We start from the raw sequence: 22,078 nt of genomic DNA, 5'->3' as shown, positions 1-22,078 counted from the left end.
CCGTCGCCGCAGCGCCGGGTGCCTTCGACACCGCCGCGATCCGGGTGGTGATGCAGTCGACCGACAAGCCCCGCGTGGCGGTCATCGGTGCCGGCAGCTGGGGCACCACGTTCGCGAAGGTGCTCGCCGAGGGCGGTGCCTCCACGGTCGTGTGGGCCCGTCGTCCCGAGGTCGCCCGCGAGATCACCGAGACGAAGCGGAACTCCGACTACCTGCCCGGCATCAACCTGCCCCGCACCCTCACGGCGTCGACGTCGCTCGAGCAGGTGCTCGACGGCGCCACCCAGGTGTACGTGTCGGTGCCGTCGCAGACCCTGCGCTCGAACCTCGACGCGATCCGCGAGCTCCTGCCTGCCGGTGTTCCCGTCGTCAGCCTGATGAAGGGCGTCGAGAAGAGCACCGGCCTGCGGATGAGCGAGGTCCTGCTCCAGGGACTCGGCATCGACCAGGACCGCATCGCCGTCGCGAGCGGGCCGAACCTGGCGCTCGAGATCGCTCGCCGGCAGCCGACCGCCGCCGTGGTGTCGTCCTCCTCGCTGGAGACTGCCACCGCCGTCGCCGCCGTCGCCACGAACCCGTACTTCCGGTCGTTCATCAACACCGACGTCATCGGCACCGAGTTCGGCGGCGTGCTGAAGAACCTCATCGCCGTCGCGATCGGCATCGTCGACGGCGTCGGTTACGGCGAGAACACCAAAGCGTCGATCATCACGCGCGGGCTTGCCGAGATGACCGAGTTCGCGGTGTCGCTCGGCGCGCAGCCGTCGACCCTGTCGGGGCTCGCGGGCCTCGGCGACCTCATCGCCACCTGCCAGTCGCCGCTGTCCCGGAACAACACCGCCGGGCGCCTGCTCGGGCAGGGGTACCGGTTCGACGAGGTCGTGCGGCAGATGAACCAGACCGCCGAGGGCCTGGCGTCCGTCGCACCGATCCTCGAGCTCGCCGCCGCGAACGGCGTCGACATGCCCATCGTCAGCCAGGTCGGCGAGGTCCTCGCCGGTAGGCTCGATCCGCGCAACATCGCGCCGCACCTCACCGAGACCGACGAGCCCCAGGGCGAGTGACCGGTCCCGCACCGAGTCACGAAGGGACTCCCGTGCCCACGATCCCCGAGGGAACCGACGTTCCCACGACCACCGTCGCCGTCCTGTTCGGCGGGCGCTCGAGCGAGCACGAGATCAGCTGCGTGACCGCTGGCGGCATCATGGACGTCGTCGACCGCACCGAGTACGAGATCGTGCCGATCGGCATCACGAAGGACGGCGCGTTCACGCTGCAGTCCGACGACCCCTCGCAGTGGGCGATCCGTGACGGCTCCCTGCCGACCGTGCCCGACAACGGCACGCGTGTGGCGTTCCCGACCTCGCCGGCGACGAACGAACTCGTCGTCTCGCACCCGGACGGCTCGGTCACGACCGTCGCGGTCGACGTGGTGTTCCCGATCCTGCACGGTCCGTTCGGCGAGGACGGCACGATCCAGGGCCTGCTCGAGATCGCTGGTCTGCCGTACGTCGGTGACGGCGTGCTCGCGAGCGCCCTGGCGATGGACAAGCACGTCGCGAAGGCCGTCCTCGAGCACGCCGGTCTGCGGGTCGCTCCCTGGACGACCGTGCTCCGCCGTGAATGGGCGGCCGCCCCGGTCGACGTCGCCGAGACGATCGCGGCGCACGGCTGGCCGCTGTTCGTGAAGCCGGCACGCGCCGGGTCGAGCATGGGCGTCTCGCGCGTCGACGGGCCCGACGAGCTCGGCGCCGCGATGGACCTGGCGTTCGAGCACGACTCCAAGGTGATCGTCGAACCCCGCGTCATCGGCCGCGAGGTCGAGGTCGCCGTGCTCGAGGGCCGTGACGGTGCGCCGCGCACGAGCCTGCCCGGCGAGATCGTCGTGGCCGAGGACGGCTTCTACGACTTCGCGTCGAAGTACCTCGGTGGCGACGAGTCGCTGCTGTGCCCGGCGCCGCTCACCGAGGCGCAGACCGACGAGATCCGGTCGATCGGTGCCCGTGCGTTCGAGGCCATCGGCGGATCCGGGCTCGCCCGCGTCGACTGCTTCCTGACCGACGACGGCTTCGTCGTGAACGAGGTCAACACGATGCCCGGGTTCACCCCGCTGTCGATGTACCCGCGCTGCTGGGCGGCGTCGGGTGTGTCCTACGGCGAGCTGGTCAGCGAGCTCATCGAGCTGGGGCGCGCCGCCGTCCGCTGACGCTCAACGGGGTCGGGGCGTGTCAGCCCTGCACGTCGGACGGGTCCAAGCACTTGTGGCCGTCCTTCGGCAGGGTCGACACCGCCGTCGCGATGTCCTGCAGCACCGCGCTGCCGGTCTTCGACGTGTCGACGACGACCTGCACCGCCGGGGACCGTCCGAACGTCGTGTAGACGATCTGCTTGCCGCGGTCGTCGCGGATCCAGTCGACCGCCCCGAGCGTGAAGCACGGCAGGTCGGACACGGTCGGCACGGCCACGCCGCAGTGGTACAGCGCGGCCTCGGGCTCGCCCCACGCCGCGGTGGACTGCGCGTTCGTGTTCCGCAGGTCGTACGTCGAGTCGACGGTCGCGGGCAACCGCACCTGTGCTGCCGCGCACGCCGCTGCGTTCGCGGAGGGTGCCGCGCTCATGCCGACGGAGTTGGTGCACCCGGTCAGCCCTGCCGCGAGGGCGATCACGACCCCCGCGATCGCGAGGGTGCGAGGGGTGCGGCGCGCGGTGTCCATCGCGGTCCAGGCTACCGTTCTCGTGTGGACGCGACGTACGACGCCTGGGCCGGACCGACCGTGGGGGAGCTCGGCGAGCTGGTCGTCCTCGACCGGATCACGAGCCGGCTGCCGACGGGCTCGCCGCTCGTGGGGCCCGGGGACGACTGCGCCGTCGTCGCCGCTCCCGACGGCCGGTTCGTCGTGACGACGGACATGATGGTGCACGGCCCGGACTTCCGGTGGGCGTGGTCCTCGCCCGCGGACGTCGGTTGGAAGGCCGCCGCGACGAACCTCTCCGACGTCGCGGCGATGGGTGCGGTGCCGAGTGGCCTCGTCATCGCCCTCGCCGCACCGCAGGACACCCCCGTGGCGGTGCTCGAGGGCATCGCGGACGGCTTCCGCCTCGCCGTCGACGCCCTCGCGCCCGGCTGTGGAGTGGTCGGCGGCGACCTCTCCACCTCGGCGACCTTCACGGTGGCGGTGACGGCGTTCGGCGACCTCGGTGGCCTGGCCCCGGTGCTCCGGTCAGGAGCTCGTGGGGGCGACGTCGTGGCGGTCTCCGGCGAACTCGGTCGCGCTGCCCGCGGGCTCGCACGGCTCTTCCGCGACGGCGTGGACGCGCAGGGCGAGCCGGACCGTGCAACGACGGTGGCGAGCGGTGCGGACGCCGATCCCGACGTCGGCCGCCAGCGCCGACCCGTGCCCCCGATCACGGACGGGCCGCGCGCCGCCGCGGCCGGGGCGACGGCGATGCTCGACCTGTCCGACGGCCTGGCGATCGACGCCGGGCGGCTGGCCCGTGCGAGCCGGGTGACGCTCGACCTCGATGCCGACGCCCCGCTCGACGAGGTCGCGCTGCACGGTGGCGAGGACCACGGCCTGCTCGCGACCTTCCCCGCCGAGGCCCCGCTGCCGGGTGGCTTCCGCCGCATCGGAGTCGTGCGCGACCGCGGTGACGCGGACCTGCTGCGCGCCGGAGCCCCGGTGCCGACGACCGGCTGGGACCCCTACGCCGACTGGGACGGTGCCGCCGGCTGACCCGCCCGGCCCGGTCGTCGACCCGGTACGACACCATCGACGTCGTGCGACGTCGATCATGTCGTTCTGAGTCGCCCGCGCGGCTCAGCCCGCGGCGGCCACGGCTTCCCACGCCACGGTCTCGCCGTAGCTGCGCTTGCTGAACGGCTCGAGCCCAGCGGGCCACGTCGGTTCGGCGGAGCGCTTGCTCCGCTCGACGACCACCACGGCACCGGCGGTCAACCGCGGCACGAGCGTCTCGAGCACCTCGGCGATCTCGTGCTCGGTCACGTCGTACGGCGGATCGATGAAGACCAGGTCGAACGTGCGCACGGTCCCGCGCAGGTACCCGAGCACCGGCTGCGGCTGCACGTCGATCCGCACCCCGGGGATCCGCTGCTGCACGGCCTTCGCGTTCGCCCGGCACGCCTGCGCTGCGGCCGACGCGCGGTCGACCAACACGACCTCGACCGCACCGCGCGACGCCGCTTCGAGCCCGAGGGCACCGGTGCCGGCATAGAGGTCCGCGACGGAGGTGTCGTCGACGAGCCCACGGGCCTCGAGCGACGAAAACAGCGCCTCGCGCACCCGGTCGCTCGTCGGCCGGGTGCCGGACTTCGGCACACGGAGCGTCGTGTTGCCGGCGGCGCCGGCGATGATGCGGGTCATGCAGCCACCGTATCGGCCGACGACACCGTCCACAGGCCGGACGGGAGGCACGTGGCACGTCGGTCGTGCCCGGTACCGTGGTGTCCGTGGTCACCACCGGAACCCCCGCTGCGCCGGCAGCGCCCGACCTCGGTCCGGCGCCCCTCGACGCGCGGCTCGCGAACGTGCTCGGTGGTCGGACCGCGTCCGCGATCGAGAAGGCGTTCGGCCACCGCACGGTGGGGGAGTTCCTCGAGCACGCACCCCGGCGCTACGCCGAGCGCGGTGCCCTGACGGCGCTCGACTCCCTGGCGATCGGTGAGCCGGTCACCATCGTGGCCGAGGTCGTCGACGTCCGCGAGCGCACGATGCGCGCCCGTCGCGGATCGATCCTCGAAGCGAAGATCGGCGACGGCAAGGGGCTGCTCACCCTGACGTTCTTCAACCAGGGCTGGCGCACCAAGGACCTGGTGCCCGGTGCCCGCGGCATCTTCTCCGGCAAGGTCAGCGACTACCGCGGTGCTCGCCAGCTCGCCCACCCGGACTACGAGCTCTTCGACCCCGACGACCCCCGCGCCACGGCCGAACCGGGTTCGGACGAAGCGATCCGGTGGTCGCGGCAGCCGATCCCGATCTACCCGGCGACGGCCTCGCTCACCTCGTGGCAGATCGCGAAGTCGATGGGCATCGTGCTCGACACCCTGCCGGACCTGCCCGACCCGGTACCGGCCTCGGCGCGCAGCCGGCTCGACCTCGTCCCGTTCCGTCGGGCACTCGAGCTCCTCCACCGCCCCGAGAAGGTCGCGGACTTCAAGCGCGCGCAGGACGCCCTGCGCTACCGCGAGGCGTTCGTGCTGCAGACCGCCCTGGTGCAGCGCCGGATCCGCGCCCGACGCACCGCGGCGACCCCGCGGGTGGCTGCTCCCGGTGGCATCCTCGAGCGCTTCGACGCCACCCTGCCGTTCACCCTGACCGACGACCAGCGTGCCGTCGGTGCCGAGATCGACACCGACATCGCCCGCACCTGGCCGATGCACCGGCTGGTGCAGGGCGAGGTCGGCTCGGGCAAGACCCTCGTGGCCATCCGCGCCATGCTCACGGTGGCCGAGTCCGGTGGGCAGTCCGCGCTCATCGCCCCGACCGAGGTGCTGGCCGCGCAGCACCTGCGGTCCATCGTGAAGTTCCTCGGACCGGACCTCGCGGCCGAGCTCCGTCCGGTGATCCTGACCGGGTCGCAGTCCACCGACGAACGCCGACGGGCCCTGCTCGCCGCGGCGTCGGGCAGCTCGCGGCTCGTGGTCGGCACCCACGCCCTGCTCGGCGACCGCGTCGACTTCGCCGAGCTCGGGCTCGTGGTCGTCGACGAACAGCACCGCTTCGGCGTCGAGCAGCGTGAAGCGCTCCGGACGAAGGGCGCCACCCCGCCGCACGTCCTGGTGCTCACCGCCACCCCGATCCCACGCACCGTCGCGATGACGGTGTTCGGTGACCTCGACGTCTCGACGATCACCGGGCTGCCCTCCGGTCGTGCGGGCGTCGAGACCTTCACCGTCCCGCTGGCGGAGCACCCCGGGTGGGAGTCCCGCATCTGGTCCCGGATGGCAGAGGAGCTCGACAAGGGGCGTCAGGCCTTCGTGGTCTGCCCCGCCATCGACGACGCCCACGCCGAGGACGACGGCGAACCCGCGCCCGCCGAGTCCGAGGACGACGCCCCCAAGCGCGCCCCGGCGACGGTGCTCGCCACCGCCGAGCGGATGCGCACGATGCCCGTGCTCGAAGGCCGACGGATCGCGGTGCTGCACGGCCGGATGACGGCGGAGGAGAAGGACCGCGTGATGACGTCCTTCGCCGCCGGCGACCTGGACGTCCTCGTCGCCACGACCGTGATCGAGGTCGGTGTCGACGTGCCGAACGCCGCGATGATGGCCGTGCTCGACGCCGATCGCTTCGGCGTCTCCCAGCTGCACCAGCTGCGCGGCCGCATCGGCCGTGGGCAGTGGGCGGGCGTCTGCCTGCTCGTCACCACCGCCGAGCTCGAGACCACCTCGCGGGAACGCGTCGACGCGGTGTCCGCCTCGGACGACGGCTTCGAGCTCGCCCGGGTCGACCTCGAGCTCCGGCGCGAGGGCGACGTGCTCGGCGAGCGGCAGTCGGGCGGCCGGTCGTCACTGAACCTGCTGCGCGTGGTCGAGCACGCCGACCTCATCGTGGACGCCCGTGGCGAAGCCGAGCGGGTCCTCGAACCCGATCCCGAGCTCGACGGGTCCCCGGCCCTGCGTGAGGCACTGGCACGCCGCCTCGACGAGTCCGACGCGGCGTTCCTCGGCAAGAACTGACCCCGGGCCGGACGCACCGGCACGGACCGGTATCGTCGCTGCCATGGCGCAGATCGCGGTGGTCCCCGGTTCATTCGACCCCGTCACGCTCGGGCACCTCGACGTCATCGGTCGAGCCGCCGGGCTGTTCGACGAGGTGCACGTGCTCGTGGTGCACAACCCGGACAAGAAGCCCGCGATGTTCGAGGCGGTCGACCGCGTCCGGCTCATCGAGGAGTCCCTGGCCGAGGTCGGCACGCCGGGAACGGTCCGGGTCGGGGAGTGGACCTCCGGGCTCCTCGTCGACTACTGCCGGCAGGTCGGAGCGAAGGTGCTCGTCAAGGGCGTGCGATCGGGCGAGGACGTCGCCTACGAGACCCCGATGGCGATCATGAACCGGCACCTCGCCGACGTCGAGACCGTGTTCCTGCTGCCCGACGCCTCGCGCTCCCACGTGTCGAGCTCGCTCATCCGCCAGGTGTCGACGCTCGGCGGCGACGTCACCCCCTACGTGCCGAAGGCCGTGGCGGCAGCCCTCGCCGCACGCTGAGCCGCGACTGAGTCGCGCCTGAGTCGTCCGCCGAGCCGGAAGCCCAGCCGGCCGACGCGCGGACACACCCCTGCCTGCCTCGACTCTCGGCTGCGTTCACGCTAGGGTTGACGATCGTGTCTTCCCACGTGAACAGCCCCTACGCCCTGCGCGTGCGCGACCTGGCGCACCGTCCGGGCGAGATGCGCGAGCACTCGCTCGACATCGTGGTGCCGGACGCGCTGGGAGCCGGTGTGATCGCGGTGCGCGAAGGTGCTCCGCTGCGCATCGACCTGCGGCTCGAGGGCCTGCACGAGGGTGTCCTGGTGTCCGGTCACGCCTCGGCCGACGCGACGGGGGAGTGCTCGCGCTGCCTCATCGACATCAGCGAACCCGTCGAGGTCGATTTCGCCGAGCTGTTCGCGTATGATGCCTCGGAGGATTTCGACTTCTTCGTTCGCGATGACCACGTGGACTGCGAACAGGTCGTTCGAGATGCGGTGGTGCTGGCGCTGCCGTTCCAGCCGGTCTGCCGACCGGACTGCCCAGGCCTCGACCCGGTGACGGGCGAGCGACTGGCCGACCTCGATGAGCAGCCCGTTCACGAGACCCTGGACCCGCGCTGGGCAGCCCTGACCGGCATCCAGCTCGAAGCAGCCGAGCGTGCCGCCCACGGCGACACCACCGACACGAAGACCACCGAGGGCGAGGAGCGGGCCGAGGCCGAGTAGGCCCCGACACCGCCAGCCCCGTACCGACCACCGACCAACCGAAAGAGATTCACCATGGCCGTTCCCAAGCGCAAGCAGTCCCGTGCGAACACGCACGCCCGTCGTTCGCAGTGGAAGGCCACGCCGATCCAGCTCGTCAAGACGATCGAGAACGGTCAGGTCACCTACAGCCTCCCGCACCGCGCGAAGGTCGTCGAGGACTCGGCCGGCACCCCCCTGTACATGGAGTACAAGGGCCGCAAGGTCGCCGACGTCTGATCGGACCGAACGCATGACGACGACGTCCGGCGCCACGGGGTCCCGCCCCGTGGGGCCGGACGTCGTTCGTCTGCAGGGCCAGCTCGGGGTCGACATCGACCTCGAGCTGCTCCAGCTCGCCCTGACACACCGCTCCTACGCCTACGAGCACGGGGGCATCAAGCACAACGAGCGCCTCGAGTTCCTCGGCGACTCGATCCTCGGCCAGGCCGTGACCGTGAAGCTCTACCGGTCCTTCCCCGACCTCGACGAGGGTGACCTCGCGAAGCGTCGCGCCAGCCTGGTGTCGACGGTCGCACTGGCCGAGATCGCCCGGATGATCGGGCTCGGCCAGTACCTGCGCCTCGGCAAGGGCGAGGAGCAGACCGGCGGCCGCGACAAGTCGTCGATCCTCGCCGACACCGTCGAAGCCGTCATCGGTGCCACCTACCTGTCCGCGGGCCCCGACCCGGCGACCGACCTGGTGCTCCGCCTGGTCGAGCCACTGATGATCGACCCCGACCGTTTCGGTGCCGCGATGGACCCGAAGACGAGCCTGCAGGAGCTCGCGGCGAGCCTGTCGCTCGGCAACCCGGCCTACCGCGTCACCGAGACCGGCCCGGACCACGACAAGACCTTCAGCGCGACCGTCGTCCTGCAGGGCGAGGACATCGCCGTCGGCACCGGCTCGAGCAAGAAGGCCGCCGAGATGTCCGCGGCGCTCGACGCCTGGACCCGGCTGTCCGGCCGAGCGGCCTGACCGCGTGCCCGAACTCCCCGAGGTCGAGGTCGTCCGCGCCGGCCTCGAACCCGCGGTCAGCGGCGCTCGGGTGCTGCACGTCGACGTCGTGGACGAGCGCGCGCTCACCCGGCACGACGGCCCGGCCGAGGACTTCGCCGACCGCCTGACCGGTCGCACCATCGCCGCAGCGGTCCGTCGGGGCAAGTTCCTCTGGATGCCGTTGCAGCCCGAGCACGAGGGCGACCGGCCCGAAGCGCTCGTCGCCCACCTCGGCATGAGCGGCCAGATCCTGCTCGGCCGCGATCGACCGGCGGCGAAGCACCGCCGCATCCGCATCGACGTGCAACCCGCCGGCACCGACCGCGACGGCACCGCCGAACCCGCGGTCGAGCTCGAGTTCGTCGACCAACGCACCTTCGGCTCGATGGCGATCGACGCGATGGTGCCGACGGTGGACGGCGCCCCGGCCGGGTTCGCCGGGCACGTCGACGCATCGGACCCCGACGCCGCATGGCGCCGGAGCGTGCCGCAGCAGGTGTCGCACATCGCCCGCGACCCGCTCGACCCCGCGTTCGACGACGACCGCTTCACCGCCATCGCCCGGAAGCGTTCGAGCGGCATCAAGCGGATCCTGCTCGACCAGGGCGTCGTGAGCGGCATCGGCAACATCTACGCCGACGAGTCCCTCTGGGCTGCGAAGCTGCACTACGACCGACCGGCCGAGCGGCTGACCCGTGCCGACCTCGCACGCCTGCTGCACGAGGTGCGCAGTGTCCTCCGGCGTGCGCTCGAGGACGGCGGGACGAGCTTCGACGCCCAGTACGTCAACGTCAACGGGCAGTCCGGGTACTTCTCGCAGCGTCTGAACGTCTACGGCCAGCAGGGGAAGCCCTGCCCCCGCTGCGGCACGACGATCGTGCGCGAGGCCTTCATGAACCGGTCGAGCCACATCTGCCCCGTGTGCCAACCGCGTCCCCGCGCCCGTACGCGTTAGCCTGGCGCCCAGCAGCACAGCCCAGCAGCGGCCCCGCCGCAGCACGCGTGAGCACACCCGGAGACCGCATGTACTTGAAGAGCCTGACCATCAAGGGGTTCAAGTCCTTCGCGCAGCCGACGACGTTCGCCTTCGAGCCGGGCGTCACGTGCATCGTCGGCCCGAACGGCTCGGGCAAGTCCAACGTCGTCGACGCCCTGGCCTGGGTGATGGGGGAGCAGGGGGCGAAGACCCTGCGCGGCGGCAAGATGGAGGACGTCATCTTCGCGGGCACCTCGACCCGCGGGCCGCTCGGCCGTGCCCAGGTGCTGCTGACGATCGACAACACCGACGGGCTGCTGCCGATCGACTACTCCGAGGTGACGATCGCGCGCACCCTGTTCCGCAACGGCGGCAGCGAGTACGCCATCAACGGCGAGAACTGCCGACTGCTCGACGTGCAGGAACTCCTGAGCGACACCGGCCTCGGCCGCGAGATGCACGTCATCGTCGGGCAGGGGCAGCTCGACAAGGTCCTGCACGCCACCCCGGAGGACCGCCGCGGTTTCATCGAGGAAGCGGCAGGCATCCTGAAGCACCGTCGCCGCAAGGAGAAGACCCTCCGGAAGCTCGACGCGATGCAGACGAACCTGACACGCCTGTCCGACCTCGCGGGCGAGATCCGGCGCCAGCTGAAGCCGCTCGGCCGCCAGGCCGAGGTCGCCCGCAAGGCCCAGTCCGTCGCCGCCGTCGCGCGGGACGCCAAGGCCCGCATCCTCGCCGACGACGTCGTCCGGCTGCGCCGCGAACTGCACGACCACCAAGAGGTCGAGGCGGGCCGCAAGTCCGAGCGCATCGTCCTGACCGAGCGACTCGACCAGACCCGGGTCCGCCAGCAGCACGTCGAGCAGAGCATGGTCGGCGACGACGTCGACCGCGCCCGGACCGTGGTGCACCGCCTGGAGAGCGTGCAGGAGCGCCTGCGCGGGCTGTCCAGCCTGGCGAACCAGCGGCTGATGTTCCTGGCGCAGCAGGCCGACGCCCCGCAGCAGGGCCCCTCGATCACCCCGGAGCGGGTGGCCGGTGTCCGTGCCGAAGCCGATCGGCTCGCCGCCCGCGCCGACGAGATGCAGGGCGGCTCTGCGGAGACCGCCCGTGCGGTGCAGGCCGCACGTGACGCGCTCGACGCCCTCGACGAACGCATCGCCGCGCAGGCCGCCCGCGTCTCGCAGCACGACCTCGAGGCGCAGCGGCTGGCGAACGCCGTCGACGTGGCCCGGTCGAAGCGCGGGTCCACGGTGGCGGACCGTGAGCGTCGCGGGCGGGCCCTCGCCGAGGCGGGCGAACGCGCCGAGCGTGCGACCGCGGCCCTCGCCGAACTCGGCACCGATCCGTCCGAGGGCGTCGACGACGAGGCCCTCGCCGCCATGCTCCAGGCGGCTCGTGCGCAGCTGGAGGCCGCGCAGGCCGCACGCGACGTGCAGCGCGACCGGCTGCACGCCCTCGAGCGCGAGCGGGACGCCCTCGACGCGCGGGTCGCGGCGCTCGGCATGTCGATCGACGTCCGCGACGGTTCGCAGGCGCTCATCGACGCCGGACGCGCGGGCATCGTCGGGCGTCTGGCCGACGCGCTCACGGTGGTGCCCGGGTTCGAGGGCGCCGTCGCCGTCGCGCTCGACGGGCTCGCGGACGCTGTCCTCGCCGACGACCGGTCGGTCGCGCTCGATGCCGTCGACCACGCCCGCTCCGCGGACATCGGACGCATCGACGTCGTCGTCGCGGACGCCGAGGTCCTCCCCACGGACCTGCCGGACACGCTGCCGGCCGGCGTCCGTCGGGCCCTCGACCTGGTGCAGGGCCCGCCGGCGATCGCCGCGATCCTGCGGAACACCCTGATCGCGGACGTCCCGGAGAGCGAGGGCGGGCACGCGGATGCGCACTCTGGCACGCTCGACCTGGAGGCCGTGCTCGCCGCCGCCCCGCACGCGACGGTCGTCACGCGGTCCGGTGACCTCGTGCGCGCCGTCCGCGTCACCGGCGGCGGGGAACGCGTGACCTCGAGGATCGAGCTCGTCGCGGAGCGCGACGACGCCGTGACGCGACGCGACGCCATCAGGGCGGACGCCGAGGACGCAGCCACGGGCCTCCAGGCAGCACGCACCGCCGTCGAGGACGCACGCCGCCGTGCGGACGAGGCCGACGCGGCATCCCGCGCGCACGCGAAGGCGACGGCCGAGTACGACCGGGCCAGCGCCTCGACGCGGGCGAAGGCCGAGAACGCGGCGGCCGAGGTGGAGCGCCTGCGTGCCGCCCTCGCCGAGACCGACGGCGCCGTCGAGCTCGTCGACGCCGCCCTGGCAGAGGCCGAGGCGGCGCACCGCGCGTTCACCGAGCAGGAGCGGCCCGTCGTCGACGCCTCTGAGCGTCCGGGCCTGCAGGACGCACTCGAGGCCGCACGCGCCGCCGAGGTCGAGCAGCGCATCCAGGTGCAGACCGTGCGCGAGCGCGTCCGCGCCGAACGGCACCGCGCCGACCAGCTCGAACGCCAGCTCGAGGCCGAGCGCGCGGCGGCAGAGGAAGCAGCGCGTCGTGCGGTGATCCGCCGCGGGCAGATCGAGACCGCCGAAGCCGTCCTCGCCGACCTGCCGGGCGTGCTGGGCGCCGTCGACCGGTCGCTGGCCGAGGCGCGCGTGCAGCTCGCGACCGAGGAGTCCGAACGGTCGAAGCGCAACACCGAACTGCAGGCGATCCGGAACGAGGAGCGCGAGCTCCGCGACCGGCTGCAGGCCATCACCGACGGCGTCCACTCGCTCGAGATGGAGATCTACGAGAAGAAACTGCACGTGTCGGGCGTGCTCGACCGGGCGCTGAGCGACCTCGGGTTGACCGAAGCCGTGCTCGTCACCGAGTACGGGCCGACCGTGCCGGTGCCGGTCGACGTGCTGGTGGACCCGCGGGTGCTGGCTCGGAAGCACCGCGACGCCGAGCGCGCGGCGGCTGCCGCGGCGGCTGCCGCTGCGGGCCTCGACGAGCCGGCGGATGCTGACACGGTGCCGGTCGACAGCGACACGGCGCCGGTCGGCGATGCCGACACCGACACCGCCCCAGACGACGGCACGGCGGACCTCGACACCAGCCCCGGCGACGACACCGTGGCGCTCGTCGAGCTCGCGTCGACCCTGCCCGGCGGCCCCGCCCTGCCCGAGTTCGACGTCACCGACGAGGTCGACCCCGACGACGTCGAGACCGTGCCGTACGTCCGCGCCGAGCAAGAGCGCCGCCTGCAGGCCGCCGAACGCGACCTCGGCCGCCTCGGCAAGGTGAACCCGCTCGCGCTCGAGGAGTTCCAGGCGCTCGAGCAGCGGCACGCGTTCCTCGCCGAGCAGCTCGAGGACCTGCAGAAGACCCGCACCGACCTGATGACGATCATCGACGAGCTCGACACGAAGATGCAGACGATCTTCGAGTCGGCGTTCAACGACACGAAGGACGCCTTCGACGTCATCTTCCCGATCCTGTTCCCGGGCGGCTCCGGCTCGATCAACCTCACCGACCCGACCGACCTGCTCGGCACCGGGATCGACGTGCAGGTGAAGCCCGCCGGCAAGAAGATCGACCGCCTGACGCTGCTGTCCGGCGGCGAGCGGTCCCTGGCCGCGGTGGCGTTGCTCGTCGCGATCTTCACCGCACGACCGTCGCCGTTCTACATCATGGACGAGGTCGAGGCCGCCCTCGACGACGCCAACCTCGGCCGCCTGCTGACGGTGTTCGAGCGGCTCCGCGAGTCCTCGCAGCTCATCGTCATCACGCACCAGAAGCGCACGATGGAGATCGCCGACGCCCTGTACGGGGTGTCGATGCGGCAGGACGGTGTGTCCGCCGTCGTCGGGCAGCGGGTGCAGAAGCGCGAGCCCGCCGACGCAGTCGCGTAGCTGGCTGGCTGGCCGGCCGGTTGGCCGGCCGGGCGAGACTCGCGCTGAGCGACAGTTCACGCGCTCCGGAGCGCGTGAACTGTCGCTCAGGCCGAGACTCGGCGCGCGCGGCCCGAGACTCGGGGACGGACAGACGGGAGGCACGGTGCCAGCTGGCACCGTGCCTCCCGTCCGTGTTGCCGCCCGTCCAGGGCGTGACGCTTACTCCGCGTCGGCCGCGACCGACTCCTTCGGCTCGCCCGTCGGGGTGAGCCCGCGCTCCTGGCGCTTCTTCGAGACGACCAGCGAGGCCGTCGTCGCGACCGCGATGGTCAGCAGGATGAAGCCCAGCGAGAACCAGATCGGGATCTCGGGCGCCCACTCGATGTGCTCGCCACCGTTGATGAACGGCAGCTCGTTGACGTGCATGGCGTGGAAGACGAGCTTCACACCGATGAAGCCGAGGATGACCGCGAGGCCCTGACCCAGGTAGATCAGACGCTCGAGCAGCCCGGCGATCAGGAAGTACAGCTGCCGCAGGCCGAGCAGTGAGAACGCGTTCGCGGTGAACACGATGAAGGCGTCCTGGGTGAGCCCGAAGATCGCGGGGATCGAGTCGAGCGCGAACAGCACGTCGGTCAGACCGATCGCGACCATGACGAGGAGCATCGGGGTGAACAGGCGCTTGCCGTCGACCTTGGTGGTCAGGCGGTCGCCGTCGTAGTGGTCCGAGGTCGGGAAGATGCGCTTCAGGATGCGGATCAGGCGGGAGTCGCCCTCGTCACCACCGTGGTCGTTGCCGCTGCGGGCCTGCGACCACGCGAGCCAGAACAGCAGCGCGCCGAACAGGTAGAACACCCACGAGAAGTTCTCGATGATCGTGACGCCGAGGGCGATGAAGATGCCTCGGGCGACGAGGGCGATCGCGACGCCGACCAGCAGGACCTTCTGCTGGAACTCCTTCGGCACGGCGAAGCTCGTCATGATGATGAGGAAGACGAACAGGTTGTCGACCGACAACGCCTTCTCGGTGAGCCACCCGGCGAAGTACTCACCCCCGGCCTGTCCGCCGCCGAAGACCAGGATGCCGAAGCCGAACAGGATCGCGAGTCCGATGTAGAACACGGACCAGAACGCGGATTCGCGGATGTGCGGCACGTGCGGGGTGCGCACGTGCGAGTAGAAGTCGAACACCAGCAGGGCGAGGATGCCTGCGATGGTGAGGAGCCAGACGAAGAGTGGGACGTCCACGGTTTCCTTCAGGTAGGCGACGTACGAGTGCATGTCGTGTGACGACACGTGGGTACGCCGAGGCCTGAAGGTCTCTTCCGCCGTGTCGCACCGGAACCGGTGCTGCACGACCGGCGCCCCGGGTCCGGATCGTTCCGGGCCGTACTGACGGGGTCACCGAGAGGGAATACTCCCCTTCGTGAGACCGAGCATACCGGGCACAGCGGACATGCGCCGCGCTCTAAGCTGGGAGCATGGCGAGTTCCTGGTCACTGTCCTCACGGCTGCGCGGCCTCTTCCAGCGCAAGACGATCGACGAGACCACGTGGGAGGACCTCGAGGCCGCGCTGATCGGCGCCGACTTCGGTCCGGACATCTCCGAGGCGATCATCGAGGACCTGCACGCGCGCGTCGACCGCTACGGCACGACCGACCCGGCCGACCTGCAGCGCATGTTGCGTGAGGTGCTCGAGGAACGGCTGTCGAAACTCGACACCACGCTCAAGCTCAGCGCACGGCCCGCCGTCGTGCTCGTCGTCGGGGTGAACGGCGTCGGCAAGACCACGACGATCGGCAAGTTCGCCAAGTTCCTGAAGACCTACGACCGCACGGTCCTCGTCGGTGCGGCCGACACCTTCCGTGCTGCCGCGGTCGAGCAGGTCGCGACCTGGGCCGAGCGCGCCGGCGTCGACGTCGTCCGTCCGTCGCAGCCCGGACAGGACCCCGCCTCGGTGGCGTACCAGACCGTCGAGAAGGCGATCCGCGACAACACCGAGATCGTCGTCATCGACACCGCCGGCCGCCTGCACACCAAGGCGGGCCTGATGGACGAGCTGACGAAGATCAAGCGCGTCGTCGAGAAGCAGACCGAGATCAGCGAGGTACTGCTCGTCCTCGACGCCACCACGGGGCAGAACGGCCTGGCGCAGGCGCAGGCGTTCATCGAGGGCGCCGGGGTCACCGGCCTCGTCATCACCAAGCTCGACGGCTCCGCGAAGGCCGGGTTCGTCCTCAGCGTGCAGGAGAAGACGGGCATCCCGATCAAGCTGATCGGGCAGGGCGAGGGCATCAACGACCTGACCGGTTTCACCCCGCACGTGTTCGTGCAGAACCTCGTCGGCTGATTCCGGGTACCGTCTCCGCAGTACAGGGATCGTCCAGGTACACCGGAAGGAGCCCTTCAATGCCAGCACTCCTGATCATCGCGATCATCGTCGGCCTCGTCCTGCTCTTCAGCGGCATCTTCGTCGGTGCGCTGAAGTTCCTGCTGTGGGTCGGGATCGTCCTCATCATCCTGGCCGTCATCGGCTGGCTCCTCAGGAGCATCCGCGGTCGCGCATAGCGCTCGCATCGCCCTGAACGGGCGGATGGACGAACGGGAGGCACGGTGCCAGCTGGCACCGTGCCTCCCGTCTGTCCGTGCCCGAGTCTCGGGCCGCGCGTTCCGAGTCTCGGCCTGGGCGACATTTCTCGCGCTCCGGAGCGCGAGAACTGTCGCTGAGCGCGAAACTCGCGCAGCTCCGCGCGAGACTCAGACGGCCTGGCGACCCGGCGCCGCGTCGAGCAGGTGCGAGAGGTGCTCGGGAACCGAGCCGCCGCGCGCGACCGTGGCCCGCGCCCACAGGCGTCCGGCGCGGTACGACGACCGGACGAGCGGACCGGCGAGCACCCCGGCGAAGCCCATCTCCTCGGCGACCTCACGCAGCGCGACGAACTCCTCCGGCTTGACCCAGCGCGCCACGGGCAGGTGCCGCGGCGACGGGCGGAGGTACTGCGTCAACGTGATGATGTCCGTGCCGGCGTCGAACAAGCGCTGCAGGGCGTCCTCGATCTCGATGCGCTCCTCGCCCATGCCGAGGATCAGGTTCGACTTCGTGACGAGTCCCGCGTCGCGACCCTGCGTGATGACGTCGAGGGAGCGCTCGAACGTGAACGCCGGTCGGATCCGCTTGAAGATCCGCGGCACGGTCTCGACGTTGTGGGCGAAGACCTCGGGTCGGGCGTCGAACACCTGGCCGAGCTGGTCCGGGCGGCCGTTGAAGTCCGGCACCAGGATCTCGACGCCGGTGCCGGGGGAGTGCTCGTGGATCTGGCGGATGGTCTCGGCGTAGAGCCAGGACCCGCCGTCGGGCAGGTCGTCGCGGGCGACGCCGGTCACCGTGGCGTACTTCAGGCCCATCGACACGACCGAGTCGGCGACCCGGCGGGGCTCGTCGCGGTCGAGCGGCTCGGGCTTGCCGGTGTCGATCTGGCAGAAGTCGCACCGGCGGGTGCACTGCGAGCCGCCGATCAGGAACGTGGCCTCGCGGTCCTCCCAGCACTCGAAGATGTTCGGGCAGCCGGCCTCCTGGCAGACGGTGTGCAGCTGCTTGTCCTTGACCAGGGCGGACAGCTCGCGGAACTCGGGTCCCTGGGTGGCACGGGTCTTGATCCACCCGGGCTTCGTCTCGATCGGGGTCTCGGCGTTGCGGGCCTCGACGCGGAGCATCCGGCGGCCTTCGGGGGCGAGGGTCATACGAGGGTCTCCTGTCGAGCGGGCGCAGTGCTGGTGGCTGCAGTGCTGGTGGCTGCGGTGCTGGTGCTCGGGGCGCTGCGTGCCGCGCGGCTGATCCGATCGCCGCTGCGCATGCCGTGCTCGGCGGCACGGATGCGGTCGACCACGACGTCGGCGAGGTCGGCGACCGTGACGGGACGCCCGGCGGCGGCGCTCAGCGTCGTCACCCCGGCATCGGCGATGCCGCACGGCACGATCGCGGCGTAGGCGTCGAGCGCGTTGTCGCAGTTGATCGCGATGCCGTGGGTCGTCACGCCCTCGGCGACGTGCAGCCCGATGGCGCCGAGCTTGGCGGGCGAAGCGCCGGTCGTCGGCGCCGACCCGGACGTCCACGCGCCGCTCCGGCCGTCGATGCGCCGCGCGTCCACCCCGACGGTCGCCGCCGCGTCGATGATGACCTGCTCGAGGTCGCGCACCCACGCCACGACGTCGATCGGAACGGCCAGTCGGACGATCGGGTAGGCCACGAGCTGCCCCGGGCCGTGCCAGGTGATGCGTCCGCCGCGGTCCGCGTCGACCACCGGGGCACCGTTCGTCGGCAGGTCGGACGGCTCGGTGCGTCGGCCGGCGGTGTACACGGACGGGTGCTCGCACAGCACGAGGGCCCCGGGGGAGCGGCCGGCGACGACGTCGGCGTGGAGGTCCCGCTGCAGCGCGAGTCCCTCGGCGTAGTCGAGCAGCCCGGCAGGCCGCACGATCTCGAGTTCCGGCATGCGAGCGAGCCTACGACGGTTTCTGGACGGAGTACAACAACGCGGACGACCTTGACCTGAACCGTGGTTGAGGGCTTCGGATGGCGAACATGGACATCCGCCAGGCACAGCTCGCCACCCGCTCGCTCGACGACACCGCCCGGTTCTGGGAACGGCTCGGCTGCCCGGTCGACCGCGCCGACGGAGTGGTCGAGGTCGCGGTGGGGTCCACGCGCCTGCTGTTCCGGGAACTGCCGTCGATGACCGGTGCGCTGCACCTCGCGATCACGATCCCGGCGGGCACGTTCGACGTGGCTGCCGAGTGGATCGCCGGGATCGCGACGGTGCTGGTCGACGCCGACGGGCGTGACGAGTTCGAGGGCCCGCCGAACTGGAACTCGCGATCGGTGTACTTCGAGGGACCGGACCAGCAGCTGCTCGAGCTCATCGAACGGCGGGACCTCGCCGCGGCCGCACTCGCACCGGCGCCCGTCGCACCCGTGTCGGGGCCGGCTTCCGCCGTTCCGCTCCTGTCCGTCAGCGAGGTCGGCATCGCCGTGCCCGACGTCCTCGGTGCCGTCGGGACACTGCGCCGCGCCGGACTCGAGCCCTACGCAAACCCGGCAGGCGAGGGCTTCGCCGCGGTCGGTGACGTCGACGGTCTCGTCATCCTGGTGGCGCCGGACCGGCGCTGGTTCCCCACCGGTGACCGCCTGCCGTCGACCGCACCGGTGGTCCTCGACGTCGGGCTGGACACCCCGGTCGAGCTCACGCCCGGCGTGCTGCTGCGCTGACCGACCGGGACCCGCGCTCCGAGCCTTGTAGAATCGACGGATCATGGCGCAATTCGGTTCACTCTCCGATCGGCTGACCGAGACCTTCCGCAATCTGCGGAGCAAGGGTCGGCTGACTCCGTCCGACGTCGACGGCACCGTCCGCGAGATCCGGCGGGCGCTCCTCGACGCCGACGTCGCGCTCGAGGTCGTCAAGGCGTTCACCGCTTCCGTGCGCGAGCGTGCCCTCTCCGACGAGGTCAACCGCGCGCTGAACCCGGCGCAGCAGGTCGTCCAGATCGTCAACGAGGAGCTCGTCGGCATCCTGGGCGGGCAGCAGCGTCGCCTCGAGTTCGCGAAGAAGCCGCCGACGGTCATCATGCTCGCGGGTCTGCAGGGTGCCGGTAAGACCACCCTCGCCGGCAAGCTCGGCAAGTGGCTCAAGAAGGACGGCCACACCCCGATGCTCGTCGCGGCGGACCTCCAGCGTCCGAACGCCGTGCAGCAGCTGCAGGTCGTCGGCGAGCAGGCCGGCGTCCACGTCTTCGCGCCGGAGCCCGGCAACGGCGTCGGTGACCCGGTCAAGGTCGCCAAGAACGCCATCAAGGCCGCGGTCGACCAGCAGTACGACACCGTCATCGTCGACACCGCCGGTCGTCTCGGCGTCGATGCCGAGCTGATGAAGCAGGCCGCGAACATCCGCAAGGCCGTCGACCCCGACGAGGTCCTGTTCGTCATCGACGCGATGATCGGTCAGGACGCCGTCGTCACGGCCCGCGCGTTCCAGGAAGGCGTCGACTTCACCGGTGTCGTGCTGTCGAAGCTCGACGGCGACGCCCGCGGTGGTGCGGCCCTGTCGGTCGCCAGCGTCACCGGCCGCCCGATCATGTTCGCCTCCACGGGTGAGGGCCTCGACGACTTCGAGCCGTTCCACCCGGACCGCATGGCGAGCCGCATCCTCGACCTCGGCGACATCATGTCGCTCATCGAGCAGGCCCAGTCGGCCTTCGATGAGGACGAAGCCCGCGCGGTCGCCGAGAAGATCGCGTCCGACTCGTTCACGCTGAACGACTTCCTGCAGCAGATGCAGCAGCTCCGCAAGGCCGGCTCGATCAAGGGCATGCTCGGCATGCTCCCGGGCGCCAAGGGCATGCGCGAGGCGCTCGACAACTTCGACGAGCGCGAGATCGTGCGCACCGAGGCGATCATCCAGTCGATGACGCCGAAGGAGCGCGAACTCCCGAAGCTCCTCAACGGCTCGCGCCGACTCCGCATCGCCAAGGGTGCCGGCTCCACGGTCACCGAGGTCAACGCCCTCGTCAACCGGTTCGAGCAGGCCGCGAAGATGATGAAGACCGTCGCCCGCGGTGGCGTGCCGCAGATGCCGGGCATGGGTCCGATCCCGGGCATGCACGGCGGCAAGAAGCAGCAGCAGGGCGGCAAGAAGAAGTCGAAGGTCGGCAACCCGGCCAAGCGTGCGGCGATCGCCGCCGGGACGGCTGCCGCTCCGCAGCAGGCGCCGAAGGGCTCCGGCCTCGGCCTCGGCGGTGCCGCCAAGGGCGGCAAGGCGCCGACCGAGGAAGAGCTCGCGAGCCTGCAGAAGTTCCTGGGGCGCTAGTCGCGACCCCCTGACGGACGGGAGGCCCGTGGCGGATCCGCCACGGGCCTCCCGTCCGTCTGCGCGCACGTCGTGACGTTCCTTCCCAGAACAGCCGCGATGGGAAGCTGAATCGGGCGTACCTGGTCGGAAGAAACGACCAGGTACGCCCGATTCGACCAGCTACGCGGAACGGCCCGGGGTCACAGGGACTCGCGGAACTCCGTGACCAGGTGGCGGACGACCTCGCGCAGGTCACCGCCGTGCTCCTGCGCGACCCGGAGCTGTCGCTGGTACGACGCCCCGTTCGCGATCATCGTGTCCAGGTGGTGCAACTCCTGCTGGCAGCCGAGCCGCTCGGCCACCGGGTCGAGCCGCTGCACCAGGTCGTGCACCTCGTCGGTCACGAGCCGCTCGTCGCCGGCGGCGTTCGTGATGATCTCGGCCTCCATGCCGTAGCGGGCGGCGCGCCACTTGTTCTCGCGGATGAACCACGGCTGCATCGTCGGCAGGGTCTCGCCGGCGTCGAGCCGGTCGGACATCGCGGTGACCAGGCACTGCACCAGGGCGGTGACGGCGCCGACCTCGTGCAGGGTCGAGATGCCGTCCGACACCCGGTTCTCGAGCGTGCCCCACCTCGGCGACGGGCGGATGTCCCACCGCAGGTCCTTCACGCTGTCGATGACGCCCGTGTGCGTGAGGTCGCTCACGACCTCTTCGAAGTTCGCCCAGGCACCGAGTGCCGGCGGCAGGCCTCCGGTGGGGAGCTGCTGGAACATGAGGGCCCGGTTCGAGGCGTACCCGGTGTCGATGCCGGCCCAGAAGGGGCTCGACGCGGTGAAGGCCTGCAGGTGCGGGACGTACGCGAGCATCGCGCCGAGGATCGGCAAGGCCTTGTCACGGTCGTCGATGCCGACGTGCACGTGGACGCCCCAGATGAGCATCTGCCGACCCCACCAGCGCGTCCGGTCGATCAGGGTCGTGTAGTGCTCGCTGTCCGGGGTGATCTCCTGCTGGTCCCAGACGGCGAACGGATGCGTGCCGGAGCACATGACCTGGGCGTCGAGCGGCTCGGCGGCGTCGATGACCTCGCCGATGATGCCGGACAGCTCGCTCGTGGCGTCGCCGACCCGAGCGTGCACGCTGGAGACGACCTCGACGGTGTTGGTCAGGAGTTCCTCGGTCACCCGCTCGCGATCGCCGAGTCGTTCGTGCACGGCCGCGATGACGGCAGGGGCACGGGGCGCGAGGTCGCCGGTCGACAGATCGACCAGCGGGAGCTCCCACTCGACGCCGATGGTCGACGGAGGGGACTCGGTGAAGCGGATGTCCATGCTGTACATCCTGCCCGGAAGGTTGTCGGACACGCACAACGACGGCGGCTTCTGGTCGTGCGGATCCGATTCACAGTAGTTCCACACCGGGCGTACCGT

Annotated in this window: 20 protein-coding genes; 14 read left to right on the top strand and 6 right to left on the bottom strand. The window is 71.2% G+C overall.

Annotation, left to right across the window (positions count from 1 at the left end):
* The first annotated feature begins 50 nt into the window (after positions 1-50).
* Positions 51-1,064: an NAD(P)H-dependent glycerol-3-phosphate dehydrogenase gene (locus ITJ60_RS11370; protein ID WP_123339924.1), complete on the top strand. Its 1,014-nt coding sequence runs from the start codon at positions 51-53 to the stop codon at positions 1,062-1,064.
* Between the two features lie 32 nt (positions 1,065-1,096).
* On the top strand, positions 1,097-2,206 hold the full coding sequence (locus ITJ60_RS11365) for a D-alanine--D-alanine ligase family protein (protein ID WP_323749157.1): 1,110 nt from the start codon (positions 1,097-1,099) through the stop codon (positions 2,204-2,206).
* A gap of 22 nt (positions 2,207-2,228) precedes the next feature.
* On the opposite strand, the gene ITJ60_RS11360 is transcribed toward ITJ60_RS11365, so the two are convergent.
* Positions 2,229-2,714, bottom strand: a complete 486-nt coding sequence (locus ITJ60_RS11360) for a DUF3515 family protein (RefSeq protein ID WP_123339847.1) — start codon at positions 2,712-2,714, stop codon at positions 2,229-2,231.
* A gap of 24 nt (positions 2,715-2,738) precedes the next feature.
* On the opposite strand from ITJ60_RS11360, the gene thiL reads away from it, so the two are divergent.
* Positions 2,739-3,734 carry a thiamine-phosphate kinase gene (thiL, locus tag ITJ60_RS11355; protein ID WP_194647960.1) on the top strand — a complete coding sequence of 332 codons (996 nt, stop codon included), beginning with the start codon at positions 2,739-2,741 and terminating at the stop codon, positions 3,732-3,734.
* Between the two features lie 84 nt (positions 3,735-3,818).
* Here the strand turns inward: thiL and ITJ60_RS11350 are convergent, their stop codons facing one another.
* Positions 3,819-4,382, bottom strand: coding sequence for an RsmD family RNA methyltransferase (locus ITJ60_RS11350; RefSeq protein WP_123294845.1), 564 nt, complete (start codon positions 4,380-4,382; stop codon positions 3,819-3,821).
* 86 nt (positions 4,383-4,468) lie between these two features.
* Between ITJ60_RS11350 and ITJ60_RS11345 the strand changes: the two genes are divergently transcribed.
* The 7 genes from ITJ60_RS11345 to ITJ60_RS11315 all read left to right on the top strand — a co-directional run bounded on the left by ITJ60_RS11345 (position 4,469) and on the right by ITJ60_RS11315 (position 13,820).
* Complete coding sequence (locus tag ITJ60_RS11345; RefSeq protein ID WP_194647959.1) at positions 4,469-6,697, top strand: ATP-dependent DNA helicase RecG; 2,229 nt, start codon at positions 4,469-4,471, stop codon at positions 6,695-6,697.
* A gap of 43 nt (positions 6,698-6,740) precedes the next feature.
* Positions 6,741-7,226, top strand: a complete 486-nt coding sequence (coaD, locus tag ITJ60_RS11340; protein WP_111086053.1) for a pantetheine-phosphate adenylyltransferase — start codon at positions 6,741-6,743, stop codon at positions 7,224-7,226.
* Positions 7,227-7,354: 128 nt separating this feature from the next.
* Entirely contained in the window at positions 7,355-7,936 is a 582-nt protein-coding gene (locus tag ITJ60_RS11335) for a YceD family protein (RefSeq protein ID WP_111086054.1), read from the top strand.
* A gap of 54 nt (positions 7,937-7,990) precedes the next feature.
* Complete coding sequence (gene rpmF, locus ITJ60_RS11330; RefSeq protein ID WP_017888273.1) at positions 7,991-8,194, top strand: 50S ribosomal protein L32; 204 nt, start codon at positions 7,991-7,993, stop codon at positions 8,192-8,194.
* 13 nt (positions 8,195-8,207) lie between these two features.
* Positions 8,208-8,933, top strand: a complete 726-nt coding sequence (rnc, locus tag ITJ60_RS11325; RefSeq protein ID WP_228506018.1) for a ribonuclease III — start codon at positions 8,208-8,210, stop codon at positions 8,931-8,933.
* Between the two features lie 4 nt (positions 8,934-8,937).
* Positions 8,938-9,909, top strand: a complete 972-nt coding sequence (gene mutM, locus ITJ60_RS11320) for a bifunctional DNA-formamidopyrimidine glycosylase/DNA-(apurinic or apyrimidinic site) lyase (protein ID WP_194647958.1) — start codon at positions 8,938-8,940, stop codon at positions 9,907-9,909.
* 68 nt (positions 9,910-9,977) lie between these two features.
* Entirely contained in the window at positions 9,978-13,820 is a 3,843-nt protein-coding gene (locus ITJ60_RS11315) for an AAA family ATPase (RefSeq protein ID WP_194648027.1), read from the top strand.
* 201 nt (positions 13,821-14,021) lie between these two features.
* Here the strand turns inward: ITJ60_RS11315 and ITJ60_RS11310 are convergent, their stop codons facing one another.
* Entirely contained in the window at positions 14,022-15,050 is a 1,029-nt protein-coding gene (locus tag ITJ60_RS11310) for a TerC family protein (RefSeq protein ID WP_194648026.1), read from the bottom strand.
* A 233-nt stretch (positions 15,051-15,283) separates the two neighbouring features.
* Between ITJ60_RS11310 and ftsY the strand changes: the two genes are divergently transcribed.
* Positions 15,284-16,153 (top strand): signal recognition particle-docking protein FtsY, encoded by an 870-nt coding sequence (gene ftsY / locus ITJ60_RS11305; protein WP_194647957.1) that lies wholly within the window; start codon positions 15,284-15,286, stop codon positions 16,151-16,153.
* 59 nt (positions 16,154-16,212) lie between these two features.
* A complete protein-coding gene (locus ITJ60_RS11300) occupies positions 16,213-16,371 on the top strand; it encodes a DUF4175 domain-containing protein (RefSeq protein ID WP_139199230.1) in 159 nt (52 codons plus the stop codon).
* 189 nt (positions 16,372-16,560) lie between these two features.
* Here the strand turns inward: ITJ60_RS11300 and lipA are convergent, their stop codons facing one another.
* Together lipA and lipB are read right to left on the bottom strand one after the other, a co-directional pair.
* A complete protein-coding gene (gene lipA, locus ITJ60_RS11295) occupies positions 16,561-17,544 on the bottom strand; it encodes a lipoyl synthase (RefSeq protein ID WP_111086058.1) in 984 nt (327 codons plus the stop codon).
* Complete coding sequence (gene lipB / locus ITJ60_RS11290; protein WP_194647956.1) at positions 17,541-18,296, bottom strand: lipoyl(octanoyl) transferase LipB; 756 nt, start codon at positions 18,294-18,296, stop codon at positions 17,541-17,543. Before lipB ends, lipA begins: the two co-directional genes overlap by 4 nt.
* Positions 18,297-18,385: 89 nt before the next feature.
* Here lipB and ITJ60_RS11285 point away from each other — a divergent pair, with 89 nt between their 5' ends.
* Positions 18,386-19,069: a hypothetical protein gene (locus ITJ60_RS11285; RefSeq protein WP_123339841.1), complete on the top strand. Its 684-nt coding sequence runs from the start codon at positions 18,386-18,388 to the stop codon at positions 19,067-19,069.
* A 43-nt stretch (positions 19,070-19,112) separates the two neighbouring features.
* A complete protein-coding gene (gene ffh, locus ITJ60_RS11280; protein ID WP_111086061.1) occupies positions 19,113-20,666 on the top strand; it encodes a signal recognition particle protein in 1,554 nt (517 codons plus the stop codon).
* 182 nt (positions 20,667-20,848) lie between these two features.
* Here ffh and ITJ60_RS11275 read toward each other — a convergent pair whose 3' ends face one another.
* Positions 20,849-21,988, bottom strand: coding sequence for a glutamate--cysteine ligase (locus tag ITJ60_RS11275; RefSeq protein ID WP_194647955.1), 1,140 nt, complete (start codon positions 21,986-21,988; stop codon positions 20,849-20,851).
* Positions 21,989-22,078 lie beyond the last annotated feature (90 nt).

Origin of the sequence: Curtobacterium sp. VKM Ac-2884 (genome assembly GCF_015350945.1) — a bacterium.
Taxonomy (GTDB): Bacteria; Actinomycetota; Actinomycetes; order Actinomycetales; family Microbacteriaceae; genus Curtobacterium.
The sequence above is the reverse complement of the archived record's forward strand: the minus strand, read 5'-3'. Positions and strand labels throughout refer to the sequence as shown.